Raw genomic sequence first — 1,400 nt, forward strand, 5'->3', positions numbered from 1 at the left:
GGTGAGGAGGGGGATCCGGGGAGTCTGGTGTCGCGTCAGCTGGGTTTCTGGCGGGAGGTGCTTGCGGGTGCGCCTCAGATGCTGGAGCTGCCCACCGACCGTCCCCGACCCGCGATCGCCGGCCACCGCGGCGCCGCTCATGCCTTCGAGATCCCGGCCGCACTCGGCCTGCGGCTCGCAACGCTGGCCAAGGACTCCGGCGCCACCTTGTTCATGGTGTTGCAGGCGGGTCTTGCGGCGTTGTTGTCGCGGTTGGGTGCGGGTGAGGACATTCCGCTGGGTGGTGCGATCGCGGGGCGTCAGGACGAGGCGCTGGACGATCTGGTGGGGTTCTTCGTGAACACGCTGGTGCTGCGTACGGATGTGTCGGGTGATCCGAGTTTCCGTGAGTTGCTGGGCCGGGTGCGGGAGTGGGATCTGGCGGCGTATGCGCAGCAGGATGTGCCGTTCGAGCGGGTGGTGGACGCGCTGGCGCCGGACCGTTCGCAGGCGCGGCACCCGTTGTTCCAGGTGATGCTCGTCCTGCAGAACACCGCCGCGGCCGAGTTGCGTATCCCCGGTGTGCCCACCGAGATGAGCCGGGTCGACACCGGCGCCGCCAAGTTCGACCTCGCCTTCGAGATGACCGAGCACCCCGACGGACGGATCGGGGGACTGCTCGAATACGCCACCGACCTCTTCGACGCCGCCACCGCGGCCGGCTTCGCCACCCGCCTGGTCCGGCTCCTGGAGGCGGTGGCCACCGACCCCGCCGCCCCGGTCGGTGCGCACGACATCCTGGCCGAGCAGGAGCGGCACTCCGTCCTGACCGGCTGGAACGACACGGCTGTGGCGCTTGAGCCGCTGACCGTGCCGGAGCTGTTCGCCCGCCGGGTGGCCGCCGACCCCGGCGCGGACGCGGTGGTCTCGGCCGACGGGGTGCTCTCGGCCGCCGAACTCGATGCCCGCGCCGACCGGTTGGCGCGCCTGCTGGCGCTGCGGGGGGTGCGGCCGGAGTCGCTGGTCGCGCTCGCCCTGCCCCGCTCCACCGTGGACCTGGTGGTCGCCGCGGTGGCGGTGTGGAAGGCCGGTGCCGCCTATCTGCCGGTGGACCCGGCCTACCCGGCGGACCGGATCGCGTACATGCTCGACGACGCCCGTCCGGCGCTCGTCCTGGCCACCGGTGAGACGGTGGGGCGGCTGCCGGAGGGCACCGAGGCCGTCCTGCTCGACGCCGCCACCGACGCCGCCACCGACGCGGCCGATCCGGCCGGAGCCGACCGCGCGCCCGCACCCACCCCCACGGTGCTGCCCGCGCACCCGGCATATGTGATCTACACCTCGGGTTCCACCGGGCGTCCCAAGGGCGTGGTGGTCTCGCACGCGGGCGTGGCCGGTCTGCTGCACACCCAGGCCGAGCG

Annotated in this window: 1 protein-coding gene; it reads left to right on the forward strand. The window is 72.9% G+C overall.

Going from position 1 to position 1,400, the window contains the following annotated elements:
* Positions 1-27: 27 nt before the first annotated feature.
* Positions 28-1,400: condensation domain-containing protein (locus ACWEKM_RS46550; protein WP_451627370.1), on the forward strand; the 1,373-nt coding region annotated here is incomplete at its 3' end.

The sequence above is a fragment of the Streptomyces sp. NPDC004752 genome (assembly GCF_053601275.1).